General features: G+C 70.1%; 27 protein-coding genes. 11 read left to right on the plus strand and 16 right to left on the minus strand.

The window, feature by feature from the left end; all coding sequences use genetic code 11:
* Positions 1 to 74: 74 nt before the first annotated feature.
* On the plus strand, positions 75 to 1,028 hold the full coding sequence (locus tag BZB76_RS27870; RefSeq protein ID WP_121437363.1) for an asparaginase: 954 nt from the start codon (positions 75 to 77) through the stop codon (positions 1,026 to 1,028).
* Here the strand turns inward: BZB76_RS27870 and BZB76_RS27875 are convergent.
* The 5 genes from BZB76_RS27875 to BZB76_RS27895 all read right to left on the minus strand — a co-directional run bounded on the left by BZB76_RS27875 (position 1,018) and on the right by BZB76_RS27895 (position 5,758).
* A complete protein-coding gene (locus BZB76_RS27875; protein WP_121437364.1) occupies positions 1,018 to 1,425 on the minus strand; it encodes a hypothetical protein in 408 nt (135 codons plus the stop codon). The two genes, BZB76_RS27870 and BZB76_RS27875, sit on opposite strands and share 11 nt — an antisense overlap.
* A 41-nt stretch (positions 1,426 to 1,466) precedes the next feature.
* Positions 1,467 to 2,723 carry a CynX/NimT family MFS transporter gene (locus BZB76_RS27880; RefSeq protein ID WP_246007249.1) on the minus strand — a complete coding sequence of 419 codons (1,257 nt, stop codon included), beginning with the start codon at positions 2,721 to 2,723 and terminating at the stop codon, positions 1,467 to 1,469.
* The gene (locus tag BZB76_RS27885; RefSeq protein ID WP_211343219.1) at positions 2,720 to 3,418 is read right to left on the minus strand and encodes a FadR/GntR family transcriptional regulator; all 699 of its coding nucleotides are present in this window, start codon (positions 3,416 to 3,418) and stop codon (positions 2,720 to 2,722) included. The genes BZB76_RS27880 and BZB76_RS27885 overlap by 4 nt, the downstream gene beginning before the upstream one ends.
* Before the next feature lie 129 nt (positions 3,419 to 3,547).
* Entirely contained in the window at positions 3,548 to 3,907 is a 360-nt protein-coding gene (locus BZB76_RS27890; RefSeq protein ID WP_121437365.1) for a hypothetical protein, read from the minus strand.
* 57 nt (positions 3,908 to 3,964) lie between these two features.
* The gene (locus BZB76_RS27895) at positions 3,965 to 5,758 is read right to left on the minus strand and encodes a DUF2207 domain-containing protein (RefSeq protein ID WP_246007250.1); all 1,794 of its coding nucleotides are present in this window, start codon (positions 5,756 to 5,758) and stop codon (positions 3,965 to 3,967) included.
* A gap of 42 nt (positions 5,759 to 5,800) precedes the next feature.
* Here BZB76_RS27895 and BZB76_RS27900 point away from each other — a divergent pair, with 42 nt between their 5' ends.
* Entirely contained in the window at positions 5,801 to 6,832 is a 1,032-nt protein-coding gene (locus tag BZB76_RS27900) for a neutral zinc metallopeptidase (protein ID WP_121437367.1), read from the plus strand.
* 488 nt (positions 6,833 to 7,320) lie between these two features.
* Here BZB76_RS27900 and BZB76_RS27905 read toward each other — a convergent pair whose 3' ends face one another.
* Together BZB76_RS27905 and BZB76_RS27910 are read right to left on the minus strand one after the other, a co-directional pair.
* Complete coding sequence (locus tag BZB76_RS27905) at positions 7,321 to 7,797, minus strand: helix-turn-helix domain-containing protein (RefSeq protein WP_121437368.1); 477 nt, start codon at positions 7,795 to 7,797, stop codon at positions 7,321 to 7,323.
* 65 nt (positions 7,798 to 7,862) lie between these two features.
* Positions 7,863 to 8,120 (minus strand): hypothetical protein, encoded by a 258-nt coding sequence (locus tag BZB76_RS27910; protein WP_147449577.1) that lies wholly within the window; start codon positions 8,118 to 8,120, stop codon positions 7,863 to 7,865.
* Between the two features lie 175 nt (positions 8,121 to 8,295).
* Between BZB76_RS27910 and BZB76_RS34345 the strand changes: the two genes are divergently transcribed.
* The 6 genes from BZB76_RS34345 to BZB76_RS27940 all read left to right on the plus strand — a co-directional run bounded on the left by BZB76_RS34345 (position 8,296) and on the right by BZB76_RS27940 (position 13,884).
* The gene (locus BZB76_RS34345) at positions 8,296 to 8,484 is read left to right on the plus strand and encodes a hypothetical protein (RefSeq protein WP_147449578.1); all 189 of its coding nucleotides are present in this window, start codon (positions 8,296 to 8,298) and stop codon (positions 8,482 to 8,484) included.
* Positions 8,485 to 10,253: 1,769 nt separating this feature from the next.
* Positions 10,254 to 10,694 (plus strand): helix-turn-helix domain-containing protein, encoded by a 441-nt coding sequence (locus BZB76_RS27915; RefSeq protein WP_121437370.1) that lies wholly within the window; start codon positions 10,254 to 10,256, stop codon positions 10,692 to 10,694.
* Positions 10,691 to 11,161, plus strand: coding sequence for a hypothetical protein (locus BZB76_RS27920; RefSeq protein ID WP_121437371.1), 471 nt, complete (start codon positions 10,691 to 10,693; stop codon positions 11,159 to 11,161). Before BZB76_RS27915 ends, BZB76_RS27920 begins: the two co-directional genes overlap by 4 nt.
* A 158-nt stretch (positions 11,162 to 11,319) precedes the next feature.
* Positions 11,320 to 11,679 (plus strand): DUF2516 family protein, encoded by a 360-nt coding sequence (locus BZB76_RS27925; RefSeq protein ID WP_246007251.1) that lies wholly within the window; start codon positions 11,320 to 11,322, stop codon positions 11,677 to 11,679.
* 13 nt (positions 11,680 to 11,692) lie between these two features.
* On the plus strand, positions 11,693 to 12,421 hold the full coding sequence (locus BZB76_RS27930) for an alanyl-tRNA editing protein (protein ID WP_121437373.1): 729 nt from the start codon (positions 11,693 to 11,695) through the stop codon (positions 12,419 to 12,421).
* Positions 12,422 to 12,846: 425 nt separating this feature from the next.
* Entirely contained in the window at positions 12,847 to 13,884 is a 1,038-nt protein-coding gene (locus BZB76_RS27940) for a WD40/YVTN/BNR-like repeat-containing protein (protein ID WP_246007252.1), read from the plus strand.
* 502 nt (positions 13,885 to 14,386) lie between these two features.
* Here the strand turns inward: BZB76_RS27940 and BZB76_RS27945 are convergent.
* Genes BZB76_RS27945 through mshA form a run of 3 tightly spaced genes read right to left on the minus strand, consistent with a single transcriptional unit; the run spans position 14,387 to position 17,014 of the window.
* On the minus strand, positions 14,387 to 15,178 hold the full coding sequence (locus BZB76_RS27945) for a phosphoglyceromutase (RefSeq protein ID WP_121437376.1): 792 nt from the start codon (positions 15,176 to 15,178) through the stop codon (positions 14,387 to 14,389).
* A gap of 28 nt (positions 15,179 to 15,206) precedes the next feature.
* Positions 15,207 to 15,701: a type III secretion system chaperone family protein gene (locus BZB76_RS27950; RefSeq protein ID WP_121437377.1), complete on the minus strand. Its 495-nt coding sequence runs from the start codon at positions 15,699 to 15,701 to the stop codon at positions 15,207 to 15,209.
* Entirely contained in the window at positions 15,698 to 17,014 is a 1,317-nt protein-coding gene (gene mshA / locus BZB76_RS27955; protein WP_121437378.1) for a D-inositol-3-phosphate glycosyltransferase, read from the minus strand. The genes BZB76_RS27950 and mshA overlap by 4 nt, the downstream gene beginning before the upstream one ends.
* Before the next feature lie 145 nt (positions 17,015 to 17,159).
* Here mshA and BZB76_RS27960 point away from each other — a divergent pair, with 145 nt between their 5' ends.
* Positions 17,160 to 17,918: an SDR family NAD(P)-dependent oxidoreductase gene (locus BZB76_RS27960; protein WP_121437379.1), complete on the plus strand. Its 759-nt coding sequence runs from the start codon at positions 17,160 to 17,162 to the stop codon at positions 17,916 to 17,918.
* On the opposite strand, the gene BZB76_RS27965 is transcribed toward BZB76_RS27960, so the two are convergent.
* Both BZB76_RS27965 and BZB76_RS27970 read right to left on the minus strand, forming a co-directional pair.
* Positions 17,912 to 18,733 carry a class I SAM-dependent methyltransferase gene (locus BZB76_RS27965; RefSeq protein WP_246007253.1) on the minus strand — a complete coding sequence of 274 codons (822 nt, stop codon included), beginning with the start codon at positions 18,731 to 18,733 and terminating at the stop codon, positions 17,912 to 17,914. The genes BZB76_RS27960 and BZB76_RS27965 overlap by 7 nt on opposite strands.
* A 59-nt stretch (positions 18,734 to 18,792) precedes the next feature.
* Complete coding sequence (locus tag BZB76_RS27970; protein ID WP_121437381.1) at positions 18,793 to 19,305, minus strand: O-acetyl-ADP-ribose deacetylase; 513 nt, start codon at positions 19,303 to 19,305, stop codon at positions 18,793 to 18,795.
* A 260-nt stretch (positions 19,306 to 19,565) separates the two neighbouring features.
* On the opposite strand from BZB76_RS27970, the gene BZB76_RS27975 reads away from it, so the two are divergent.
* On the plus strand, positions 19,566 to 20,507 hold the full coding sequence (locus BZB76_RS27975; protein ID WP_121437382.1) for an NAD-dependent epimerase/dehydratase family protein: 942 nt from the start codon (positions 19,566 to 19,568) through the stop codon (positions 20,505 to 20,507).
* Between the two features lie 38 nt (positions 20,508 to 20,545).
* Here the strand turns inward: BZB76_RS27975 and BZB76_RS27980 are convergent, their stop codons facing one another.
* Positions 20,546 to 21,319: a dioxygenase family protein gene (locus BZB76_RS27980; protein ID WP_121437383.1), complete on the minus strand. Its 774-nt coding sequence runs from the start codon at positions 21,317 to 21,319 to the stop codon at positions 20,546 to 20,548.
* A 93-nt stretch (positions 21,320 to 21,412) separates the two neighbouring features.
* Here BZB76_RS27980 and BZB76_RS27985 point away from each other — a divergent pair, with 93 nt between their 5' ends.
* On the plus strand, positions 21,413 to 21,901 hold the full coding sequence (locus tag BZB76_RS27985; protein WP_121437505.1) for a MarR family winged helix-turn-helix transcriptional regulator: 489 nt from the start codon (positions 21,413 to 21,415) through the stop codon (positions 21,899 to 21,901).
* 331 nt (positions 21,902 to 22,232) lie between these two features.
* Here the strand turns inward: BZB76_RS27985 and BZB76_RS27990 are convergent, their stop codons facing one another.
* From BZB76_RS27990 to BZB76_RS28000, 3 genes are all read right to left on the minus strand, one after another.
* A complete protein-coding gene (locus tag BZB76_RS27990) occupies positions 22,233 to 23,339 on the minus strand; it encodes a winged helix DNA-binding domain-containing protein (RefSeq protein ID WP_121437384.1) in 1,107 nt (368 codons plus the stop codon).
* Positions 23,329 to 23,967, minus strand: a complete 639-nt coding sequence (locus BZB76_RS27995) for a TetR/AcrR family transcriptional regulator (RefSeq protein WP_246007254.1) — start codon at positions 23,965 to 23,967, stop codon at positions 23,329 to 23,331. The genes BZB76_RS27990 and BZB76_RS27995 overlap by 11 nt, the downstream gene beginning before the upstream one ends.
* Before the next feature lie 165 nt (positions 23,968 to 24,132).
* Complete coding sequence (locus BZB76_RS28000; RefSeq protein WP_170180781.1) at positions 24,133 to 24,840, minus strand: NosD domain-containing protein; 708 nt, start codon at positions 24,838 to 24,840, stop codon at positions 24,133 to 24,135.
* Between the last annotated feature and the right edge of the window lie 81 nt (positions 24,841 to 24,921).

Here is a 24,921-nt window from a genome sequence, read left to right on the forward strand (position 1 = left end):
TTGGTCGGGTGGGTAGTTGGTGGTGAGTGGGGCCGCTGGTGCAGGGGGCGGTGGCTGTTCGGTGAGGGGGGCTGGTGGAGAGCAATCCGGTGTTGGTCGAGGTGGAACGGTCCGGGTTCGTGGAGTCGCGGCATCGCGGGGTGGCCGTGGGGCTCGCCGGGGACGGGGCGGTCGTGGTGCGGGCGGGGGAGGTCGAGGCGCCGATCTTTCCGCGGTCGGCCAACAAGCCGATGCAGGCGGTCGCGATGTTGCGGTCCGGGCTGGAGTTGGACGGTGAGCTGCTGGCGGTCGCGGCGGGGAGCCACTCCGGCGAGGACTTTCATGTCGAGGGCGTGGAGAAGATCCTCGCCGGGGTCGGGCTGGTGGCCGACGATTTGCGGTGTCCGGAGAGCTGGCCGCTCGATCCGCAGACGTGGCAGGACCGGGCGCGCAGCGGGGGTGGGGCCTCGCGGATGCGGATGAACTGCTCCGGCAAGCATGCGGCGATGCTCGCCACGTGTGTCGCCGCCGGATGGCCGACGAACTCCTATCTGGACGTCGATCATCCGTTGCAGGTCGCTGTGCGGGAGACCGTCGAGGAACTGGCGGGTGAGCCGGTCGCGGCGGTCGGGGTCGACGGGTGCGGGGCGCCGCTGTTCGCCGTGTCCGCGCTCGGGGTCGCGCGGGCGTTCCGGGCCCTTGTTCAGGGCGGGCCGGACAGTCCCGAGCGGCGTGTCGTGGACGCCATGCGGACGCATCCGCAGTGGACGTCCGGGACGCGGCGTGAGGAACGGGAGTTGATGGACGCCGTTCCAGGGCTGGTGGTCAAGTGCGGCGCGGAGGGCGTGGACGCGTTCGCGCTGGCGGACGGGCGCGCCGGGGCCGTCAAAATCGATGATGGGGCGATGCGGGCGCGGACGCCCGTCACCGTCGCCATGTTGCGCGCGCTCGGCGCGGAGGTGCCGGACGAGCTGGCGGTGGTCGACGTTCGCGGCGGGGAAGGAGTCGTCGGGGCTGTCCGGGCGGCGCCGGGCGTCTTCACGCGGTAGGGCGTGGGTCGTCCCCGCGCTGCTTCAGCTCCTCGAACTCCTCCTTGAAGATCGTCTGTTCGTACAGGACACCGTCCGGCCACGGGTTCTTCGGCTCCCGGCCGGGCTGCGGGTTGTCCTTGCGGAACTCCTCCCACTGCGACTCCCGGCTCGGCGGGTAGCTGTGGGAGAACATGCCGGGCCGGTAGGAGTACGTGCCGCCCTGTTCCATCCCGCGATGGTTGTGCTGGTCGTTCCTACGGTCCGGGTGGATCTTCCGGGACGACGCCAGAACCGTCATGCACAGCCGGCCGACCAGCGCGACGACCGCCACGACGGGAATGATGAACGCCCACCAGATCGGGCCCCGGGGAGCGGTCTCGGCCAACACCGGATCGGCAAGGATCGTGGAGAGCATGTCGGTCCACCTCCCGGCGGGATATTCGGCCTCACATGGGGTTATTTAGGGATGTGTCCGCTAAAAGCCGAGTTAATCCTTTTGGGGGCCGGTGGGGTGGGTTCCCCGATCGTGCGGGTGCGTCCCGCCGCCAGGCCGGGGAGGGCCAGGATGGCGCTGATCAGCACGACCACCGCCATCGGAACGCTCCAACCGCCGGTGGCGTCATGCAGTGCCCCGAGGGTCAGCGGGCCCGCCGCCGCGATGACATAGCCGACGCCCTGCGCCATTCCGGACAGTTGCGCCGCGACCCGCGTGTCGTGGGCGCGCAGGCCGATGAACGCCAGCGCGGTCGTGAACCCGAAGCCCTGGCCGATACCGAGGACGACCGCCCAGATCCACGCCGAGCCGATCGGCGCCCAGCCCATGCCCGCGAACCCGACCAGGGTCAGTGTCACGGCGGCGACCACCAGGGGACGCTGGTCGCGTGACCGGCCGGCCAGCACCGGGACGGCCAGCGAACCGACCGCCTGCACCGCGGCGGTGAGGGCCAGGACGTACCCGGCCGCGGACTCGTCCAGCCCCCGGTCCTGGCAGATCGTCGGGAGCCAGCCGAACGTCACGTACGCCAGCAGCGACTGGATGCCCATGAAGGCCGTGACCTGCCATGCCAGCCTCGACCGCCACACCAGCGCCGCCACCTCGCGCGAGGGCGCCACGGGCGGTGCCGATCGCGCGGCGTGCGCGGCCCGGCGTGCCTTCGGCAGCCAGATCAGCCCCGCGAGCGCCGCCGGGACCGCCAGCAGGCCGAGCGGCAGCCGCCATGACGCGTCGAACCAGTCCTCGATCGGGACGGCCAGCCCGGACGACACGGCCGCGCCGCCCGACAGCGCGAGCGTGTACACGGCCGTCACCGTGGTGATCCGCCCCGGATGGTCCCGTTTGATCACGGCGGGCATCGCGATATTGCCGATGCTGATCGCGATTCCGGCGATCAGTGAGCCGGCGAACAGCGGGAAGGGAGCGCCGAGGAGCCGCAGCAACAACCCTGTGACCAGCAGTCCCATCGCGGTGACCAGCAGCGTCTCGCTGCGCGGCGCGCGGCGCAGGAACGCGGCGAGGAGCCCGTAGGAGCCGAAGAACGCCAGCGGCAGCGTGGTCAGCGCCCCGGCCGCCGTCCCGGACAGGCCGAAGTCGTCGCTGATCTCGGTCAGCACCGGCCCGACCATCGCGATCGCCGGCCGCAGGTTGATCGCCACCAGGACGATCAGCAGCAGCGCCCCGACCGTCCCGGCCCGCCGGTGCTTCGGCGGCGTCACCGCTCGGCCCGCGCGTCGCGTTCGAGGAGGCCGTCCAGGACGGCGAGTGTGGGTTCGACCACCGAGGCGGCCGCCGACGCCGCGGCCTCCGGGTCGCCCGCGACGATCGCGTCCAGGACGGCGCGGTGCGGTCCCGGACCGGCCTCGGGGATCTCGTGGTCGAGCCGGACGGCGCGCATCGACTCGCGTTGCAGGTCGATGAAGTAACGCATCGCCTCGATCAGCACGGGGTTGCGGGACGCCTCCGCGACACCGAGGTGGAAGGCCGTGTCGGCGTCGCCGAACGCGTCCGCGTCGGTGGCCTCGTCGCGGGCGCGGAGCAGCACCTCCAGCCGCTCCAGGTCGGCGTCGGTGCGGCGGCGCGCCGCGAGCCGGGCCGCCTGCACGTCGTAGGCGAGCTGCAGCTCGAAGAAGTCGCGGATGGACGCGCGCGCCAGGCGGCTCAGGAGGGGCCGGGGGTTCGCGGTCGTGCGGACGTACGTCCCTGCGCCGCGCCGCACCTCCAGAACCCCGACATGCGTCAGCGCCCGGATCGCCTCCCGGACGGCCGGACGGCTCACCCCGAGCCGCGCGGCCAGCTCCGTCTCGGCCGGGATGCGTGTGCCGACCGGCCAGGAACCGTCGCTGACCTGCGCCTGAAGCTGGTCGAGCACGGCGTCGACGGTCGAACCGCCGGGGACGGGACTCAGGCCCACCGGAACCTCCTCAGTAAGACGTCAGACATCTTACTTGGGGCCGCGACGAACGGAACGACGCCCGCCGGACCGGGGCATGGGGCAAGGGGAATGATCCGGCGGGCGTCGCGTTCTTGCGGCGCGGCGAGGTCAGCGGGGTCTGCGGCGACCGAAGTGGCGTTTCGCCGGCCTGCGCTCCTCCGCCTCGCGTTCCTGCGCGCGGCTGATGTCCGCCATGGCTTCGCGGCGGGTCTCCGAAGGGGCCGGGTCACGGCGCGTCCGCTGGGACGGGCTGCCCGAGATGACCCCGCCCTGCACGGGCCCGCGATGCGGCAGGCCGCTGCTCCTGTGCCGGGTGGGCGGCGGCTTCCGCGCGGTCATCAGCGTGATCAGGATCCAGACGATCAGGACGGCGAAGATGACCGCGGGCCCGATGGCCATGAAGTACGCGTCCCCGAGCCGGGTCGAGTCGGCGAGGACGGAGCCCGCGACGAGGGGGCTGGCGAGCATGAGGGACACCTCCTCGCCCCACCAGTACCCGCCGTCAGGTCATTAACCGTCCGGGGCTCACATACCGCGCGACTGGGAGATGGAACCGGAGGTGGCCAGGGTGAAGACGCGCATCGACTCGGCGAACTTCGACAGGTCCCACTCGGCCGGGCCCTCGTACCAGTAGAGGTTGTCGGCGCCCTCGGCCCGTTCGCCCGCGTCCTTGACCGTCTCCGCCCACTTCGGGACGGCGTCGAACACCACCGCGTACGGCAGGAACCGCGAGAACAGCGCGATCCGCTGCCGCGACGCGAGACCGCCCTCCCCGTACACGTCACTGTCGGGGATGGTGCCGCGCTCCAGGAACGCGCGGAATCCGATGGTGTGCGCGAGCACCGTGGCGCCGCGCGCGGTCTTCGCGGGCATGTACTGGCCGCCGTACGCCAGCGCCGCACCCGCGATGATCAGCGCGAGCCCGGCGAGGGCCCATTCGGTGGTGAGCGCCAGCGCGACGGTCCCGCCGATGCCGAGCAGCGTGATCACGATGCCGGCGATCGTCCACCGGGAACGGACGGTGTCGGGCCGCCGCGCGAACCAGCCCTGCTTCACCACGTCCTCGTACATCGCCGACCTCACCTGGGCGAGCTTCGTGGCGAACGTCCCGCCGAGCTCCGACAGCTTGACCGCGTCGCGCGCGCTGCCGTCGGGGGCGGTCAGCAGCGCGTCGAGGAGGATCCGCTCATACGGCAGCAGATCGACCTGCGGACGGTCGAGACGGCGCAGCGTCCAGTCGAGCCGCCCGGTCCGGGCCCGGTCCTCCTCCTCGATCAGCAGGTAGCCGCGCACGGCGAGGTCGACGATCGTCGCGGTCACGTCGATCACGTCGGCCTGCTCGTCGATCAGCGTGCCGATCTGTCCGGGACGCACCCCGTCCGGCGGCTCGAACTCCGAACCGGAGACCGGCGCGTGATCACCCTCGGCGGCCTTCTTCCCGACGACCCGCGCGTCGCGTCCGCGAAGCAGGTAGAGGGCGCCGACGCCGCCGCAGAGCAGCACCAGCAGCCCGGCGAGCGCCGAACCGGTGACGGCGTTGACCGAGAACGCCGTCGCGACCGTGTGGCGCCGCTCGTAGAGTGCACGGCCGCCGGTGGTGCCCGCCGGAAGGCCCGCGACGACCACGAGGTACTCGCCCGGCAGCATCCCCTGCTGCGCGAAGACGCCCTGCGTGTGCGTGTGGTTCATGTAGTACTGCGTGCAGCCGATCATGCTGCCGATCGGCCCGGTGAAGCAGTTGACGTTGCGGATGGCCACGCCGCCGTCCACGGTCGCGCGCGCCTCGTCCAGCGGCACCTTCCAGCCGCCGATCACCGGCCAGCGCAGCTCCTCCGCCGCGCCCATCGGCGTGATCGCGCCGCGCACGTCGTACTCCAGGACGACCGTGCGGTCACCGGTCAGCTTCGCGCCACCGGTCACCTCGACCCTCGTCCTGGTGTCCGCGCTGGACGTCTCGACCTTGGTGGGCCCACCGTCGGGGCTGCTCGCCCGCAGATTCTCGATCTTGTAGACACGGTCCTCGGTGAGGCTCTCATGGTTGCGGGTGGGATATGTCCGCTGGAAGCCGTTCTGTCCGGCGAACCGGTAGCGGATCGTCTCCTTCACATGGGTCACACCACCCTGACCCGTGGTGAGGACGGCCTCGTCCTTCAGAACGCGTTCCGCCGCGGCGGCCTGGTTGAGCGGGGTCTCGGCCCCCGCCGCGGACGCGGACGTCAGAGCGGCCGACAGTCCCGTGACCAGGAACGTCGCCAGCAGGGTGGTCGACGCCGTCACGACCACCGACCGCGTCCGGAACATCGCCGCAAGAGCAGACATGGCCGCAAATGGTATCGGCAATGCGTGCGATGATGCCCTCCTATGGCTGGTCAGTACCCTCCGCCCCCTCCGTCGCGACCCCCGGCGCCACCGTACGGGAGTTCCGGCCACGGTCCCTCCGGTTACGGGCGACCCGGGTACGGCCCGCCGTATCCGCCCCCACCGCACGGTCGGCAGGGCGGCTCGCCGTACCACTACGCGCGTCCGGCGCCGCGCCGCTCCACCGGCGCGATGATCGCGGGCATCTTCGGCGGCATCACCGCGCTGGTCGTGCTCGGCATCCTCGGGCTCACGCTCCTCGGCGCCCAGGACGGTACCGCCGGCGCCCGTCCCACCGCGTCGTCCGGCGGAACACCCACGCGCGCGAGCGCCACCGGCAGCAAGCTCTACGCGACCGGCGCCCTGACGCCGGTGAACTGCAGCCTGCCCCGGATCGATCCGACCTCGGAGTCCATGCGCCGGTTCATGGACGTGCTGAGCGACTGCCTGGACGTCTCCTGGTCGCGCCAGTTCCAGAAGGCCGGAATGCGGTTCGACAAACCCGACCGTGTGTTCTGGCTGGAGCCGGGACGCAGCCCGTGCGGCACCTACCCGGCGTCCGGCGCGTCCGCCTTCTACTGCCCGGCCAACAACACGATGTACGTGGGGCTCCGGCATGTCGTCGAGACCTCCGGCGACCAGCCGCTGTCCCACTACGCCGTCTTCGCGCGGGTCATCGCGCACGAGTACGGGCACCACGTCCAGGACCGCGCCGGGATCCTCCTCTACGCCGACCGCAAGATGGACTCCGCCGACACCGGCACCCGCAACGACACGAGCCGCCGCATCGAACTCCAGGCGCAGTGCCTCGCCGGCGCGTTCCTCGGCGCCGAGCGCGCCACGCTGCCGATGACGCGCGACCAGTACACCACCATGATCGTCGACCTTCGCGGCCGCGGCGAGGACCACCTGCCCCCGGAGAAACGCGACCACGGCTCGGGACGCCACTACGCGGGCTGGGTCGTCACCGGCTTCAACGAACTCGACCTGGCCGCCTGCAACACCTGGACGGCCCCACCCTCCAGAGTCAGCTGACCCCGCCCACGTGACCGAACCCTCGCCGAACCGTCAACGGCGAGGCCGGGACGCGCTCGACGTCGAAGGCACACATATCGAGCGGCTCCCGGGCCGTGGTGCCCGGTGAGTGCCCCGGAGAACTCGGCGCGGCCGTGGACGGTTCGTCCGGCGAGGACTGATCCGCGGACGAACGTGTCCGCGAGCTGCCGCGCTCGCCCGGCCTCGCGCCGACGCCGACTGTGCCGCCGATCGTCAGGCAGGGACCGGTACGGTCGTGATGACCATCCGCCGCGGGCCCGTGTCCTCGTCGTGTCCGGCGGGCAGCGCGTTCGTGGTGACCGACCGGAGTGCTGGACGCCGGTCGGAGTGGTGCACGAAGTCGTGTCGCCAACGGCCGGGTGGGCGGCCGCCGCTGCCCGCGAGGCCGTGAGTTGCGAGCCCTGGGTCGTCCTGGAGACACAAAGAGGGACCCCCTTTGGGGGCCCCTCCTTATGTTGGTGGTGCGGTCAACCCGAGGCTCGGCGCAGGCCCTGCTGGTGCTGTCCGGTCGCGGATGGCCGCTGAGGACCGCGGCCACGAGCGAGTGCGGCGTGCCAGGCCTGGTGCCGCAGCGGGTTGACGATGAGCGCCCCGCACTGGGGGCACTCCATGGTGGGACGGGTCGGTGGCTCGGTGGCGTCGGCGAACTCGTCGTCGTCCTCGTAGGGGACGGTCTCGCCGATCGGTGAGATCAGCTCGGCGATCTCCAGCCATCGCGTCCGCCAGCGTCCGTCGAGCGCGTTCTCGTTGACCTTGCAGGCCCGCAGGAACTGCTCGACGGTCTCCCAACGCGGGAAGATCTGGCCATTGAGCATCCGGCTGACGGTGGAGTAGGAGTAGTTCATCTTGTTGCTGAGGGTGCGGTAGGAGGGGTCACCGGCGTGCCGGCGTACGTGTCGCAGCCCCAGCGCGAACCGCTGTACCTTCTGTTCGACCTCATCCATGATCGTGTTCTCCCTGCTCCGTCCGGGGGCGGCCTGGGATGCCGCCCCCGGAACGGATCGCCGGACTAGAAGTCGCTGCCCGAGGGCGGCTGTGTGGGTGACTGCGATGGCGGCTGCGGGGGGCGCGGCTGTGAGCCGGTCCCGTCCTCGCCGAGCAGCCGGACGATGATCTGCGCCATCACGCACACGGCGCTTGCCGCGGTGAGCGCCTGTGCCAGGTCGTAGCCGGCGTCCAGCAGCACGGCCACGAACAGCTGAGTCAGCAGCAGCACCAGGAGTGTCCTGGTGATCCGCCAGTACGGCGGAGAATGCAGGGTTCTCAAACCCCTTCACCTGTCTTTCAGTTGTTGGCCCGGACGGCGTCTTGCTTGCCCTTTCCTCGGAGCCGCAGGCGAGTAGTCAGGTCGCCACTCCGATCAGTACTGGATTTACCATCCGATGGTAGACGAAGCGGCAACGGAACGGCACCGGGGGGTCTGTGGGAACTTTTGCACACCTATGACCGTCTCGGTCGACTCCGATGATCACAATGGCGGCGGAACGTTCCAAGGTGTAATGGTCATCAAGATGATGACCGCCTGGCCACAGTGGATGTGGTCCGAGCGAGATGAGGGCCGCGAAATCGAAGAAGAAAATGAATGGACGGCGGTTGATCTTGACTTCGCATATAGGGACGGCCCCCCGTGACTAGCGGGGGGCCGTCATTTTCCCCGTGCGCCGTCCGGGCCAACAGACAGCTGCGCGGGAGCTATATTTATATTACCCATTTTAGGTGCGCGGGCGCTTTATAGCAACTCGCGGGCATGCCAAAGCACGAGCCGCCGTGCGAGGTTCATGGCAGAGGGGCTCGTGCGCCGGGTAACGCGGTGACGCGGTCTGAGGTGGCTCCTAGGGTCCTCCGGTCCACAGGTCCCTGGTCGGTGGACGTTTCGGGGGGCGGCCGGCCCTGGGCGCGCACCGAGGCGCGCTCCTCGGCCGGGCCTGCCGGGCGGTGAGGGCTTGTCCTTGCTTTCGCTGCCGGCGGGGCGTCACCTGGTGCGCGGCCGGGGAGAGGACCGGTCGAGCGGCCTGTTGGGGGGAGCTCCTCAAAGGCCGCCGGGAAGACGCCCCGGGCCTGTACTGGAGCGGAACTGCACGAGGATCGGCATGACGATCGTCGTCTCGATTTCCGTCCCGGTCGGCCCAACGGTGCCCGACGTGCCGGTCCTGGCAGGGGCGACCCCTTCGCCCACCTGCCCCCGGAGCCTGTCGTCGACCATCCCATGCCCGCGACCAGGGGGTTTGTGACTCAAGGACAAGTACTGTGCGCTGCCTGCGGCCGACGGACCAGCGCGGCGGCCTGCAAGGCTGGCCGCCGCAAGCCTGCGCCCGGTCCGACCTCCGGCTGGAACCATACGACCGAACCGGCGTCCTGCCTCCGACTGGTACGAGCCGCAGGGGAGCCGTCGGCACCGCCGGCCAGACGGGCCGGGAAGCGGTACCCGTCCACAGCCGGGCCAGGAAGGCCAGTGCCCGCCTGAACAAGGTCAGGCCAGAGAGCCTCTCACGCTGCGCGGGGGCGATTCGGGCATGTCTGCAATGGTCGAAGGAGACGCCGGAAGCAGCGATCAGAAGTCCGCCGCCACCCGCCGGCCGTGTCGCCGCGACCAGCGCGGGGGACAGTGCGCACAGGCGAACGATGCTTTGCGACACGGCCATACGCCCCCATCTCCCGTTCCGGATCCTGGGTCGTTCTCACGACCCGCCGATTGGGGTGCCGCCGGGTCAGCTGAGCCCTTGAATTCTTCATCAAGTGCTCCGGCGGTCATCCCAACCTTTGACTGAAACCCATCCTGGGCTCCCGTCCGGTGCACGTGAACCCCTGAAACGATAAAAGACGGAATGACCGTGAGATGAAACAGAATGAGACACGTCTTCTCTGTTTCGGAAGAGCGGTCGCGTGTTAGCCTCTCCGGCCGTCGCGCGCGCCGTGAGCCTGCGGAACCGTACGACCTACCCCACCCTGGCAACACCCAAACCCGCTAGGGGCTTGGTTCTATTTCGAGGCGCTTGTGATCGGGCGACTTCATCTTTGGTTCCTCTATGTTATTTGCGACTTGAATCACCTATCAAGTCGCCACGGAAGATGTGTTGGGCGCAATTGCTCCACGCGACTATGGTGACGGCGGCGAAGTGGGGGCCAAGGCGAAGAAATGCAGGCCGCTGCACGTCGGCCGCCTCCTATGTCCCCCCAGATACATTGATCTTCCCTGGGTCCCGCCTCGGCACCGCGGCGGACGGTTCTCTGGGGATCGAAGCGGGCCCCGCCGTCCAGAACGCTCGATCGGGCGTCTCCGCGCCGGTCGGGTCGGCGGCGGCTGCGTTCAGCGGATCGCCGCCAGGTCGTGACCGGACTCACCCTGAGCTGCGCTAGCCGGGCGCTTGCAATTGCAAGCACTTTGGCGCAGGGTGGGGATATGACAGGTTCGAAGGTCGGCTCGATCGGGGAGTACATCCGGGAACAGCGGACGCGGGCGAAGATCTCGCTGCGTCAGCTCGCGGACGTCTCCGGGATATCCAACCCGTACCTGAGCCAGATCGAGCGCGGCCTGCGCAAGCCGAGCGCCGAGATCCTGCAGCAGATCGCCAAGGGGCTGCGGATCTCCGCCGAGGCGCTGTACGTGCAGGCCGGGATCCTCGAAGACCGCGAGGTCGAGACGGACGTGCACAACGCCGTCCGGGGCGATGTGCTCCTCACGGAGCGGCAGAAGCAGGTTCTGCTCGACATCTACGCGTCGTTCCTCAAGGAGAACGAGGCCGCCGGCGTGTTCTCGGCAGAGCGCGCCGCGCCGGCCCCGGACGCGCCCGAACACGAACCGAACACACCGAGACAGGACGGAAAGGAAGAGGTCGGATGACGCTGGCCAGCAATCTGCGAGAGAACAAGGCCGTGTACGCCGTGGCCGGCGCCGGCGACCTCGCGGTGCAGAAGCTCCGCGAGGTTCCCGAGCAGATGACCAGGTACCAGGGCCGTGCCCGGGAGACCGCGACGAAGTACCAGGGCGAGGTCCGCGAGACCGTCGACCGCTACCGCGTGCAGGTCCGCGGCAGGGTGGCGCGCTACCGCGGCGAGGTCTCCCGCTACCAGGAGCGCGTCGACGCCCGGGAACTGCCCGGCGCCGCCGTCGCCTACGCCACACATGTCGGCATCCGGGCCGTCGGGCTGATCGACGAACTCGCCGAGCGCGGCAAGAAGGTCGTGCACCGTGAGGCCGCCGAGGCCGCCGAGATCACCGCCGACGCGAAGCCGGCCGCGAAGGCCAGGGCACCGCAGCCGAGGCGGGGCACACGGACCCGGTCCACGACCAGGAAGACCGGCGCCTGAGCGCGCGATCTCGTCGGGGCCCGGACGCGGAGCACGCGGCCGGGCCCCGTCGTCCGTCGAGACCGGTTCTCCACCTCCGGGCTTTCCGGTGGACGGCGCGCATAGGGTTGGGGTATCGACGTGGAGTCGCCGTCCGAGACGAGGAGCGCTGATCGCCGATGGCAAGTTTCAATGTGCTGGACTACTTCTTCTGGCTACTGCTGATCATCGCGTTCGTGATGGAGGCGTGGGCGCTGATCGACTCGCTGACCGTGCCCGAGAGCGCCTTCAGCGCGGCCGGCAAGTGGCGCAAGAAGATGTGGACGATCGTGCTGATCGTCACGACCGTGGTCGGCGGCGCCTACGCGGTCGCCCCCGCGGCGCTCGGCGCGAGCCCCATCGCGCTGCTGCTGGGCATCCTCCCGGTCGCCGCGTTCATCGCCGCCTCCGTCTACCTCGCGGACGTCCGCCCGGCGGTCGCCCCGTTCAAGAAGCGCAACGGCGGCAACTCTCACTCGGGCCCCTACGGCCCCTGGTGACTAGGGTGAGGCCATGGAGAAACTCGGGCGGACGGCCCGGCTGGAACTGGACGACCAGGCCCTGCGCGAGTGGGAGGCGATCGTCCTCGACTCGGGCCCGGACGGGATCGTCCTCGACCGGTCGGCCTTCTACCCGGGCGGCGGCGGGCAACCGCCGGACCACGGCGTCCTGCTCTGGCAGGGCGTACAGACCCGGATCGCCGGTGTCCGCAAGGGCGACGACCTGGTCCTGATCCCGGTGGAGGACGACCCCGTCCCGCCGGTCGGCACCGTCGTCGAAGGCGCCGTTGAGGACGCCCGCCGGACCGCCCTGATGCGCACCCACTCCGGCCTGCACCTGCTGTGCGGCGTGGTCTTCCGCGACTACGGCTGTCTCGTCACGGGCGGCAATATGAACCCGCTGACCGCTCGCATGGACTTCGACCTGCGCGAGGTCCCGCCCGGCTTCAAGCAGGCCGTCGAGGACGCCTGCAACGCCGAGGTCGAGGCCGACCGGCGCATCGACATCAGGACGCTGCCGCGCGCCGAGGCGTTCGAGATCCCCGACATCATCCGGACGGCGACGAACCTGGTACCGCCCGAAGTGCAGGACGTGCGGATCGTCGACATCGTCGGCCTCGACACCCAGGCGGACGGCGGCACCCATGTGGCGTCCACCAAGCAGATCGGCCGCATCACGGTCGCGAAGGTCGAGAACAAGGGCCGCGGCTTCCGCCGCCTCCGCATCAAGATCGAGGAATAGGCCCCGCATGTGCCGGTACGGCGAGGCCCGCTACAAGACCCACTACGTCTGCCTGCCATGCCGCGCGACCTTCAAGCTCGACTTCGCCCCCGAGCGCGAGCGGCCCTGCCCGCACTGCCGACTCCCCATGATCGACGCCGGTCGAGACCTCGCGGCGCCTCGACGGACCGACCGGGCCGGGTGGCGTGCGCTGAACGTGGTACTCAACGCGGGCCTGGACTTCCATTCCTGCGGTTGCGAAGGGCCCGGCTTTCGGCCGCGTACACCCGCGCAGGTCCGCGCGGCCCTTACCGACCGTGGGACACGCCTGCCGGGTTCGTCGCGACGGGCATGACCAAATGGGCCTGGACGGCTTGATCATCTTTCGTTAGCTTGCGCGCATGACGCCGATGAGGGCTTTGGCCCGGAGAATGTCGTTTGTCGGAATGTGTGCGGCGCTGGTCGCGGCCTCCCTCGCGATGCCGGCCACCGCACAGGCGGAGACCGGCCGGGGCGGCCCGGAGTGGCGGCTCACGCCGACCGGGACGGACGCGCGGTTCCGCGGCCTCGCCGCCGTGGGCGAACGGGCCGCCTGGCTGGCGGGCAGCGGAGGCACCGTTCTACGAACGACCGACGGCGGCCGGACCTGGCGGAACGTCGCCCCGCCCGACGCGGCGGGCCTGGAGTTCCGCGATATCGAGGCGTTCGACACGAAACGGGCCGTCGTGCTGGCCATCGGCGAGGGCGAGGCGTCCCGCGTCTACAGCACGTCCAACGGTGGCCGCACCTGGACACTCGGCTTCAAGAACGACGACCCCAAGGCGTTCTACGACTGCATGACGTTCTTCGACTCCCGCCACGGTCTGGCCATGAGCGACCCGGTGGACGGCCGTTTCCGCATCATCTCCACCAAGGACGCCGGACGTACTTGGCGGGTGCTCCCGTCCAAGGGAATGCCGGAGGCCCTGCCGGGCGAGTTCGCGTTCGCCGCCAGCGGCCAATGCCTCGTCGGCCACGGAAAGAAGGACGTGTGGCTCGCCACCGGAGGCGCGTCCCGCTCCCGGGTCTTCCACTCCGGCGACCGCGGCCGCACCTGGACGGTCGCCGACACACCCCTCCCGTCGAGCGATACCCAGGGCGTGTTCTCGGTGGCCTTCCGCGACTCCCGCCACGGCGTCGCCGTGGGCGGCGACTACCGCCTGGGCCAGCCGTCCCCGAACGCAGCGGCCACCACCAACGACGGCGGCCGCACGTGGCAGCTCGCGGACCGTCCCCCGACCGAGTACCGCTCCGGCGCCGTCTGGCCCGGTTGGGCGCGCACGGTCGCCCTGGCCGTCGGCCCCACCGGCAGCGACCTGACCTTCACCTCCGGCCGCACCTGGACCCGCTTCGACGCCGGCAGCTTCGACACCGTCGACTGCACCCCCGAAGGCGACTGCTGGGCCGCAGGCGAAAAGGGCCGTGCCGCCCGCTTGTTGTTCTAACAAGCCCGGCTGTATTCATTACAGGCCCGGCCCACTGCGCTCGCCTGGCGGGTCGCTGCGTGACCGTTCCTGGGGCGAACGCGGCATCGCTTCGCGATCCGCCCGGCTCCGCTCGCCTCCGGCGTCGCTGTGCCGGGCGGGTAACGCGTTCGCGTGCGGGCTGAGGTCGCTGTGTTGATTGCAGGCACGGCCCACTTCGCTCGCCTGGCGGGTCGCTACGTGACCGTTCCTGGGGCGAACGCGGCATCGCTTCGCGATCCGCCCGGCTCCGTTCGCCTTCGGCTGCGCTGTGCCGGGCGGGTCACGCGGTTGCGTGCGGGGTTGAGGCCACTGCAGGCCCTAGGGGGCGCGCGCGGTCAGGTTGTCGGTGGTTTGGATGTGGTGAGTGATTGAGGGACGCGTGGGGCCAGGGCTAAGCCAGGATTAAGTTGTGTGGGTCCCGTTCCGTTCCGCCTCGGATCTGGAACAGACCGTCGCCGATCCATGATCGGTAAATCGGGGCCTACTTCTTACTGCCCTTCTTCTTCTCCGCGGGCTTGGTCGGGGTCTTCGCGGCGCCCTGGTTCTTGACGGCCTCGATGGCGGCCTTGGCGGCGGTCGGGTCGAGGTACTCGCCGCCGCGCTTGAGGGGGGCGAAGTCGTCGTCCAGCTCGTAGACCAGGGGGATGCCGGTCGGGATGTTTAGGCCGACGATCTGGTCGTCGGAGACGTCGTCCAGGTGCTTGACCAGGGCGCGCAGGGAGTTGCCGTGCGCGGCGACCAGGACGGTCTTACCGGCGGCGAGGTCGGGGACGATCGCGTCGTACCAGTAGGGGAGCAGGCGGTCGACGACGTCGGCGAGGCATTCCGAGCGGGGGATCAGCTCGGACGGCAGCTCGGCGTAGCGGAGGTCGTTGACCTGGGAGAGCGGGTCGTTGTCCTTGATGGGCGGCGGCGGGGTGTCGTAGGAGCGGCGCCAGACCATGAACTGCTTCTCGCCGAACTCCTCGCGCGTCTGCGCCTTGTTCTTGCCCTGGAGCGCGCCGTAGTGGCGTTCGTTGAGGCGCCAGGAGCGCTTGACCGGGATCCACAGGAGGTCGGCGACGTCCAGCGCGATGTTGGCGGTGCGGATGGCGCGCTTCAGCAGGGAAGTGTGCACCACGTCGGGGGTGATGTCGGCGTCGAGCAGCAGATCGCCGCCCTTGGTCGCCTCGCCTTCGCCTTTCGCGGACAGGTCGACGTCCACCCAGCCGGTGAACAGCCCTTCCGCGTTCCAGACGCTTTCGCCGTGCCGCAGCAGTACCAGGGTCGCCATGGATCAGAGCCTAGCGGCATGACGTGGGTCACTGGCGATTGGCCGGATCGGCGAAGGACGCGAAGGCCTGAAGGTTGGCGAGGCTCTCGCCGCGTTTGACGCGCCAGTCCCATTCACGCTGGATGGACGACTTGAACCCGCGTTCGAGGGCCTTGTCGAAGTTCTCGTCCGAGTAGGTGAGGACGCAGCCGAGGAGCCGGTCGATCTCGTCCGGCGACACCGAGGCGAGAGGGACCCTGCCGACGAGGTGGACGTCGCCGACGTCGTCGAGGGCGAACGCGACGCCGTACATGCGGCCGTTCTTCTCCAGGAGGAACCGGTAGAACTCGGCGTGGTTCTCGTCCGGACGGCGGCAGAAGAACGCCTCGACGTGCAGGCTGTGCTCGCCGACGATCAGCCAGGTCATGGTGGCGAGCTTGCGCTGCCCGGGGAGCTTGACGAAGAACGCGTTCTCGCGGGGCTCGTCGAACTCCAGCTCGGCGGCGCGCAGGGTCTCCCTGATGATCTGGACGGTGTCCGTCATGCGGTGACCTCGACGGCCGGGCTCTCGTCGGGAAGCACGGCACCGGTATACACGGCGCCGGAGTACACGTCGAGGAGGGCGTCGACCGTGGCGTCCCAGCCGAAGCGGTGCGCGTGGCGGACGGCGCCGCGGGCGAGGCGCGCGTACAGGCCGGGTTCGGCGTGGAGGCGGCGTAGGACGGCGGCGTAGTCGGACGGGTCGTGGCCGGAGATCAGGACGCCGGACTCGCCGTCCGCGACCGCGGTGCGCAGGCCGCCGACACGGGACGCGACGACGGGCGTCCCGCAGGCCTGGGACTCGACGGCGACCAGCCCGAACGACTCGCTGTGCGATGGCACGACCGTGACGTCCGCGGCCCGGTACCAGTCGATGAGTTCGCTCTGCGGGCTGGGCGGCTCGAAGCGCATGACGTCGGTGATGCCGAGTTCGGCCGCGAGGTTCTGTAGACCCTCGGGGCGGCAGCGTCCCGAACCGCTCGGCCCGCCGACGACGGCCACGACCAGTTTGCGGCGCAGCGACGGGTCGTCGGCGAGCATCCGGGCGACGGCGCGGAGCAGGACGTCGGGGGCCTTCAGCGGCTGGATGCGTCCGACGAACAGCAGCACGTACGCGTCGCGGGGGAGTCCGAGGCGGCGGCGGGCCGGGCCGGTGCGGTGTGGGAGCAGGCCGCGGAGCGGGAATTCGGGGCGGAAGGTCGACAGGTCCACACCGGGGCTGACGGTCGCGACGCGGGCGGGGTCGGCGCCGTACAGGTCGACGAGCTGGCGGGCCTCCTCGCCGGTGTTGGCGACGAGCTGGTCCGACGACGCGACGACCTGTTCTTCGCCGAGTACGCGTTCGGCCGGTTCGGGCCTGTCGCCGTCCGCGAGGGCCGCGTTCTTCACCTTCGCCATGGTGTGCATGGAGTGGACGAGCGGCACGCCCCACCGCTTCTTCGCCGCCCAACCCGCCTGACCGGACAGCCAGTAGTGCGTGTGGAGGAGGTCGTAGTGGCCCGGCTCGTGGACCGCTTCGGCCCGCAGAACACCGGAGGTGAAGCCACAGAGATGGCGGGGCAGCTCCGTCTTGTCCAGCTCCTCGAACGGCCCCGCGACGACGTTGCGGACGAGGACGCCCGGCGCGAGCTCGACGACGGGCGGCATGGCCCGGCAGGTGGAGCGGGTGAAGATGTCGACCTCGACACCGCGGGCGGCGAGGCGTTTGGCCACCTCGACGATGTAGACGTTCATCCCGCCCGCATCGCCGGTCCCCGGTTGGTCGAGAGGGGAAGTATGAACACTGACCGTCGCAACCCTACTGATACGACGCGACACCGGACATCACCTCCGCTAGCGCAACAAAATTGATCTCGTGAGCTGTTCCCGTGGCTCGGTGGACAATCGTTACTCCTCTCCGTGTGGGCGATCTCACCGGGCACCCCCGGTGGGTGGAGACCGGCGGACCTGGAAGGCTGGGCGCATGCGTAAGACCGCGGTGGTGACCGGAGCGAGCAGCGGGATCGGAGCGGCCACGGCCAGGCGCCTGGCGGCGGAGGGGTTCAACGTCGTGCTCGCCGCCCGGCGCCGGGACCGCCTGGCCGCCCTCGCCAAGGAGATCTCGGACGGCGTGCCGGGCGCCGGGAAGATCGTCCCCATCACCCTGGACGTGACGTCGCAGCCGTCGGTGGACGCGCTCGCGGCGGCGGTCGGCGGCTGCCATGTGCTCGTCAACAACGCGGGCGGCGCGCTCGGTCTCGACCCGGTCGCGGCCGCCGATCTGGGCGAGTGGCAGGCGATGTACGACAGCAACGTCCTCGGGCTCGTCCGCGTCACCAAGGCGCTGCTGCCGAAGCTGATCGAGAGCGGCGCGGGCCATGTCGTCAACATCACCTCGCTCGCCGCGCACGTCGCCTACGAGGGCGGCGCCGGATACAACGCCGCCAAGTACGCCGCCTACGCGGTGAACGAGGTGCTGCGCCTGGAACTGGTCGCCGAACCCGTCCGCGTCACCGAGATCGCGCCGGGGCTGGTGAGGACGGAGGAGTTCTCGCTGGTCCGGTTCCACGGGGACGAGGAGAAGGCCGCCAAGCCGTACGAGGGCGTCCCGGAACCCCTGGTCGCCGAGGACGTCGCCGACTGCGTCGCCTGGGCCGTGACCCGGCCGCCGCACGTGAACATCGACCGCATCGACGTGCAGCCGCGCGTCCAGGCCGCGCCGCACAAACTGCATCGTCAGTAGGGCGCTACCGCCGTCCACGGGAGTGTCACCTCACCGAGGCGCCAGCGGGTCCTGCCGCCATAGGGCGGACGAGTGAGGACGGGATGGGTCCGGGCCAGAAGCGTGACCGCCTCGATCCAGCGGGCGCGCGGGCCGAACGCGGAGTGCGGCGCGGCGGTCGCCCAGCAGCGGTCGAACGCGGTCAGCAGGTCATGGACGGGCTCACCCGGAACGTTCCGGTGGATCAGCGTCTTGGGCAGCCGTTCGGCCAGCGTGGACGGACGTTCCAGCGTGGGCAGATGGGCCGCGAACGTGATCGTCCGCGGGCCGTCGGGGGTGAGCGTCGCCCAGACGGCCCGGCGGCCGATCTCGTCGCACGTCCCCTCGACAAGGACACCGGACGGGTCAAGCCGCCCGGTCAGGTCGTCCCACGCGCGCCAGGCGGCGGGCTCGGCGTACTGCCGCAGCACGTTGAAGGCCCTGACCAGCACCGGCGGGCGCGGCACCGGCAGTTCGAACCCGCCGCGCCGGAACGACAGGCCCGCGACGGCGGGGCCCGCGCTCCGGGCGAGCAGCTCCCGGCCCGCGGCGACCCGCCCCGGCTCGATCTCGATCCCGACGACCTCCAGGTCAGGCGCGACGGCGCGCAGCCGCGTGTAGAGCTCGACCGTCGTGACCGGGGACGCGCCGTAGCCGAGGTCGACGGCCAGCGGACGCGGCCGTGAGCGCAGCGACCGGGCCTGGGTTGCCGCGATCCAGCGGTCCACGCGGCGCAGGCGGTTGGGGGCGGTGGTGCCGCGGGTCACCTCCCCCCGCGGCCGCACAATGGGGGGCACGGGGCAATTGTCCCGTGTTGCCCCCTATGCCTTGTCCCTGGACGGCGTTCCGTCGGATGTCAGGGTGTGTCGAGGGCGCGTTCGAAGGCGTCGTAGGCGTCCTGGGTGAACAGCACGAAACGGGCCTCGGTGACCTTGGTCGGCGTCGAGCGGACCGTGTCGACCGCGATACGGGCGGCGTCGTCCACGGGCCAGCCGTAGACGCCCGCCGACACGGCCGGGAACGCGATCGACTCGACGCCCAGCTCGTCCGCGACCCGCAGGGACTCCCGATAGCAGGAGGCGAGCTGGTCGGAACGGTCACCGGAGGCCGAGTAGACGGGACCGACCGTGTGGATGACCCACTTCGCGGGCAGCCGTCCGGCGGTCGTCGCGACCGCCTGTCCGGTGGGGAGGCCGCCGCCGTACTGCTCCGCGCGCAGTTTGCGGCAGTCGTCCAGGATCTCGGGGCCGCCCTTGCGGTGGATGGCGCCGTCCACCCCGCCGCCGCCGAGCAGCGAGGAGTTGGCCGCGTTCACGACCGCGTCCACGTTCTGCTCGGTGATGTCGCCCCGGACGAGAGTGATCTTCATGTCCGCCGTTCCTCCGCTTGACCGAACCCGTCAGAAGAGAAGAATTCTCCTTCACGCCCGGCGCGAAACGCGTGCGGTTGCGTCTCGGCGGTACTCTCGTACGGACGAGGCTACGGGGGCGGTTCCCCCTTGTCCGATTTTGTCCGGCCGAAAGCCGTGGGGGCGTCCATACGGCGGGCCGGACGTGAACACCGAAACAGAGACTGCCTATCCTGCCGTCGAGACGACCACGAAGGCGTGCAAGTCGTGGAGGTACCCCCTTGAAGATTCTCCTCGCCGGAGCGACCGGAGTCGTCGGTCGCCGGCTGATCCCGCTGCTCGTCCAGGCGGGCCACGAGGTCGCAGGGACGACACGCCGCACCGAACGCGCCGACCTGCTCCGAGATCTCGGCGCCACCCCGGTCGTTCTGGACGTGCTCGACGCCGACGCCGTGCACGAGGCCGTCGCCGCCGAACGTCCCGACGCGGTGATCCACCAGCTCACCGATCTCAGCGCCGAGGACTTCGCGGCCAACTCGAACCTGCGGATCAAGGGCACCCGGAACCTTGTGGACGCCGCGCGGGCCGCGGACGTCGAGACGATGATCGCGCAGAGCATCGCCTGGCTGTACGTTCCGGGCGACGCGCCCGCCGTCGAGACCGACCAACTGGACGCCTCGCTGCCGCCGTACGAGGGCATCGCGGCGCTGGAGGCCGCGGTCGCCGAGATGCCGCGCGGCGTGGTCCTGCGTTACGGCGCCCTGTACGGGCCCGGCACGTGGTACGCCGCCGACGGCGCGATCGCCGAGCGGGTCCGCGCGAACACCATGCGCGAGGCGCCGGCGTGGACGTCGTTCGTGCACGCCGACGACGCGGCGTCGGCCGCGCTGGCGGCGCTCGACTGGCCCGCCGGGCCGGTCAACATCGTGGACGACGAGCCCGCGACCACCGCCGACTGGCTTCCCGTCTACAGCGCGGCCATCGGCGCGCCGACCCCCGGCAACGCCGGCAAGCACGCCGCCACGACCGGCCGCCCGGTGTCGAACGCGAAGGCGCTGAGCCTCGGCTGGAAGCCGCAGGTCGCGTCCTGGCGCACCGGTTTCTCCCACATGAACGCGGCCACGGAGGCCGTGTCCGAGCCCGGAGCGGACGCCGCCGAAGCGGACGGCGCCGCGAAGAGGAAGGACGCCGCGAAGGCGAACGGCGCCGCACGGACCCGGTGACCTCCGGACCGATGACGTCCGGCGGAACGTGACAAACGTCAGCCGAACTGGAACGAGCGCTTGGCGAGCCCGAACCAGTAGCCGTCGATGACGGCCCGTCGCTCCGACGCGTCTCCGGTATGACTTTCCACACCCGCGCCGAGCGCCATGAACAGGGGCGCGAAGTGCTCCGTCCGCGGATGGGCGAGGTGCGCCGCCGGGGCCTTGGCGCGGAAGTCGAGGAGGGCATCGATGTCGCCGTCCCGTACGGCGGTGTCGGTCCACGCGTCGAACTCCGCCGACCACGCGGGCGGCGCGGCGTCGGCCCCAGCCGGCAACCCGCGCAGGTTGTGCGTCGTGAAACCGCTCCCGATGATGAGGACGCCCTGGTCACGCAGCGGCGCCAGGCGCCGTCCGACCTCGAAGAGCCGCGCGGGCTCCAGCGTCGGCATGGACATCTGCAACACGGGGACGTCGGCGTCCGGATACATCTCCACGAGCGGCACGTAGGCGCCGTGGTCGAGGCCGCGCGTCTCGTCCCGCCGGACGCCGGGGATGAGTTTCTCGACGTCGTCGGCCAGTTCGGGGGCGCCGGGCGCGTCGTACTTGACGCGGTAGTAGCGCTCGGGGAAACCCCAGAAGTCGTACACGAGCGGTGTGCGGCGGGTCGCGCTGACGGTCAGCGGCGCCTCCTCCCAGTGCGCCGACACCATCAGGATCGCGGTCGGCCTGGGCAGGTCCGCCGCCCAGCGGGCGAGTTCGTCCGTCCACACCGGGTCGTCGGCCAGTGGCGGGGCACCGTGGCTGAGGTAGAGCACGGGCATCCGGTCCATGAGTTCCCCCTTTTAGTTCACATTTTAACAATACCTCCAGATTGTTGAAGCTTCAAGTCTTGAGCATTCAAGCGAATGGGTAGGGTGGGCGACATGACGGACACGCTCTGGCTCGATGACGACGAACAGGAGACCTGGCGGGCCTTCCTCTGGACGTCGCGGCTGCTCAACGAGGCCCTCGACCGCCAGCTCCAGCGCGACTCCGGTATGCCGCATGCCTACTACATGATCCTGGCGATGCTGTCGGAGTCGCCCGGACGCGCCCGCACCATGTCCGAGCTGGCCGAGCTCGTCCACTCGTCCCCGAGCCGGCTCTCCCATGCCGTGAACCGGCTGGAGTCCGCCGGTTGGGTGCGCCGCAGCAAGCAGGGCACCGACCGCCGCACCACCATCGCCGAACTCACCGACGAGGGCTTCGACGTCCTCGCCAAGGCCGCCCCCGGCCATGTCACCGAGGTCAGACGCCACCTGTTCGACCCGCTCACCCGCGAACAGATGCTGGAGTTCCGCGCGGCCCTGCACGCCCTACTAGGCTCCCTAGACCCCAACCACGACGCCCCCTGCGCCCGCGGTGAGGGCTAAGCGCGTTTATTGCAGGCTCGGCCCACTCCGCTCGCCTTGCGGCTCGCTGCGTGACCGTTCCTGGGGCGAACGCGGCATCGCTTCGCGATCCGCCGGGTTTCGCTCGCCTTCGGCTTCGTTGCACCGGGCGGGTCACGCGTTCGCGTGCGGGCTGAGGCCGCTGTGTTGATTGCAGGCCCGGCCCACTTCGCTCGCCTGGGTTCGCTGCGTGACCGTTCCTGGGGCGAACGCGGCATCGCTTCGCGATCCGCCCGGTTGCGCTTGCCTTCGGCTTCGCTGCACCGGGCGGGTCACGCGTTCGCGTGCGGGCTGAGGCCCGTTGGAACCCGTTCTAGGTGAACGTCACCCGGTGTGTTCTGGCCTCTGGGTGGGCGGTGGTGAGGAGGCGTAGGCCCTCCTCCTCCAGGGCGGTTCGCTCCCGCGTCGGGACAGGGGCGAACGGGTCGATCAGCAACGTCGCCTCCCCGCGCTTCTTCTCGATCTTCCACATGCCGTGGACGAAGCCGTCCACGAGGAACGTCGCCCGGATGATGCCGTTGACCGTGAAGATCCGTTTGCGGTGCTCCTCGGTGATGATCCGGGCCCGGTCGGCATGGGAGAGCAGCAGGTTGTCGAAGTCGGGGACGAACCGCACCGGCGCCGGAGTGTCCGGATCGGGCCGCGGCGCCTCGGGCAGGTCGTACAGCGTGCGGCCGTTCTCGTCCCGGAACACGAGCAGTTTCGGCGAGAGCCGCTCCAGGACGGCGCCGAGCCGTGTCAGGCCCGACCACTGCTGGACGTCCTGGACGCTCGCCGGGCCGAACGCGCCCAGGTAGCGCAGCACGAAATCGTCCACGGACGGCTCCGGTGCCGCGGGTTCGTCCAGCCACGCGTCGAGCGTCGTGTGGCGGGCCATGCCCGTCGCACCCCAGATGCCGCGCGGCGGAACCTGGACGAGCGGCAGGCTGAGACGGACGGCCCAGGTCAGCAGCGCCGCGTCCTCGTCCGGCCACCGCTCGGCCAGCAGCGCCCGCAGTTCCTTGTCGGTGCGCGGCTCGTCCTCCAGCAGCCGCCGCGCCTCGGCGACGACCGTTTCGAGGTCGATGCCGTCCAGTTCGGCGGCGCGGGTCTGTAGGTGGCCGTCTCTGACCGGTCGCGACAGTGACCGCAGCGCGCGGGCGTCGCGGGCGCTGACCAGGTGAAGCGTGCCGCGCATCACCACGATCCGCAGCGCGCGCCGCTCGGTCATCAGCGTGGCGACCTCGTCGAACGCGAAGTCGGCGAGACGGCTCCACAGCCCGATGTACGGCGGGTTCGGCGCCTGCGACTGCATGCCGACGAGATGCTCGATCGCGTCCAGCGCGGGCATCGGGCGCCGTTCCAGCAGCATCTGCCGCGCCAGCAGCGCGCGGTTCAGTGCCCGCCGCTCCATCACCGGGGCCTGCGGATCAGCCGTCATAGCGACTCCGAAGCTCCTGCCACGTGGGAGGAGGGCCCGGAAGCTCCTCCTTGTCCGTCAGGTGGAGGGCGTCCAGCATCAGGGTCAGATAGCGGTGCTGCACCCGGTTCATGCGTTCGTCGTCGCCGATGCGGATGGCGTGCAGGTACTCCAGGATCACCGAGATGTCGCCGACCTCGATCCCGGGACGCAGCGCGCCCGCCTCCCGGGTGCGCTCCAGCAGCCGTGCCGTCGCGCGATGGATCTCCCGCCCCTTGTGGCTCATCGCCTCGGTGACCTCGAACTCGGACGCCAGCCGCATGGTCAGCGAACCGGCGCCGATGTCGAGACAGCGCCGCATGAACCCGGCGAAGACCTCCCAGGCGTCGCCGTCGTCGTTCACGGCGGCCTCGACCTCGGCGAGGTAGCGGTCCATCCCCTCGTCGGCGAGCTTCTGGAGCAGGTCCTCCTTGCTCTTGTACCTGCGGTACAGCGCGCTGATCCCCACCCCGGCGTGCTCGGCGACCGCCGAGATCGGCGCACCCGGGTCGGCGGTGAAGACCGCCCGCGCCGCCTCCCGGATCAGCTCGTCGTTGCGTGCCGCCTGCGCCTTACGCCCGCTCATGGGTGCCCGTCTGGTGGTCTCCATGCCCCTCATAGTAGAGGAACGTATAATTCCGTTCTACCACTACGACCTCCTCCGTCGAGCGGGGGATGTGGTGCTCGGCGGGCTCGCGCGGTCGGCGAGCCCGCCGAGATCGATCGCTGTCCGGCCCTCACGTCGGAGGCGCCGTCGAAGCGGTTGGACGCGACGTCAGATCTTCTTGTTGCCGCCGCCGTTCTTGATGCTCGCCTTCTTGCAGTTGTTCCAGGTCAGCGGGCCGGCTTTGCCGCCGCCCTTGCCGCCCCACTTGATCATCGCGAGCTTCTTGTTCGCGTAGCTGTTCCCGTACTTGTTGTTCTTGAAAACGTTACCGGTGCCGCACTTCTCCGAGCCGATCGGCGCGAGTTGTCCCCACTCGCTGATGGCGCCGAACTTTCCGGATCGGGTGATCGTGTTTTTGTCCACGGTGTTGTTGCTGCTGCGGTCGCGAAGACGCACCGCGTCACCGGTGATGTAGGAGAATTTGTTGCCGGTGATGCGGCTGTTCGTGGTCCGGTACATGTAGACGCCGTGCATGTGACCGACGTTGCTGAGTTTCGTGAACGTGTTGCCCTTGATGGTGATGCCGGTGGACTCCTTCACGTGCACCCCGGCGTAGCCCTTGGACCCCTTGAGGTTCTTGAAGACGTTCCCGGAGATGGTGATGTTCGAGGAGTTGCGGATCAGAATGCCGTTCTGGCCCTTCGAGAAGGTCTTGCCCTTAATGGTCTTTCCAGACTGGTTGTAGACGCAGAGGTTGTACACGCCCTTGTCGGCCCCCTGGCAGGCGTATGCCGCCGCCTCCGCCGCCGCGGGTACGCCGATCAGGATTCCCCCGGCCATGGCGACGACCGTTGTCGATACAAGCATCTTGCGCATGTCAGACCAACCCCGTAGTTGGAGGGAACATTGCGCTGAGACTGTAGCGCATCCGCGAGTGCGCAAAAGTCCGAGAGTGGC

The sequence above is a fragment of the Actinomadura pelletieri DSM 43383 genome (assembly GCF_003634705.1).
In the GTDB taxonomy this organism is placed as follows: domain Bacteria; phylum Actinomycetota; class Actinomycetes; order Streptosporangiales; family Streptosporangiaceae; genus Spirillospora; species Spirillospora pelletieri.